This is a genomic window from Actinomadura napierensis, from assembly GCF_039529375.1.
GTDB classification, from domain to species: domain Bacteria; phylum Actinomycetota; class Actinomycetes; order Streptosporangiales; family Streptosporangiaceae; genus Spirillospora; species Spirillospora napierensis.
In genome coordinates, this window is the sequence record NZ_BAAAMR010000370.1 from 1 (window position 1) to 584 (window position 584).

A 584-nucleotide genomic window follows, 5' to 3' on the forward strand; every position below is an offset into this window, starting at 1 on the left:
TTACCATCTGCTTTACAACGCGCACTGGTATGCAACTCATAAGGTAGCGCCCGTGATAGACGGATCCCACTTTGCTGAATGGGTAACTTAATATCCGTGGGTACAGGAACAGCTGGCAAAGCTTCTTGGTTTTCCCTTAGCGCATCTGCCTGCAGACGTGTTTGTTTACCACTCAGCTGCGGTAAAACATCTGCATTTGGTGTTTTAAAGTTAAATGCACTTGTTAAATCACCACACACTGCACGGCGGTATGGACTGATATTCGGCTCTTTTACACCAAAACGTTTTTCTAAAAACATGAGCACGGAAGTATGGTCAAACACTTGTGAGTTGACCCAACCGCCACGACTCCATGGAGAAATCACATATAAAGGAACACGAGGACCCGGACCATAAACTCGTCCATCAGGTGTAGGCTGTGAATGGCTCCCCTCAGGTGCAGCATGATCAAAATATTCATCTTGCATATCAGCATTGCTTAGTGTCGATTTACCTGCGTACTGGCCATTTTTGAGTCGAGATGGTGCTGATGGCGATGGCATATGGACAAAGTAACCATCATTTTCATCAAAGTTGATGAGCAG

At 45.5% G+C, this 584-nt stretch carries 1 protein-coding gene; it reads right to left on the bottom strand.

Translation table 11 applies throughout. The features are described from left to right. The coding region (locus ABD296_RS49975; RefSeq protein ID WP_344285711.1) for an alkaline phosphatase family protein at positions 1-584 on the bottom strand (584 nt) is incomplete at both ends.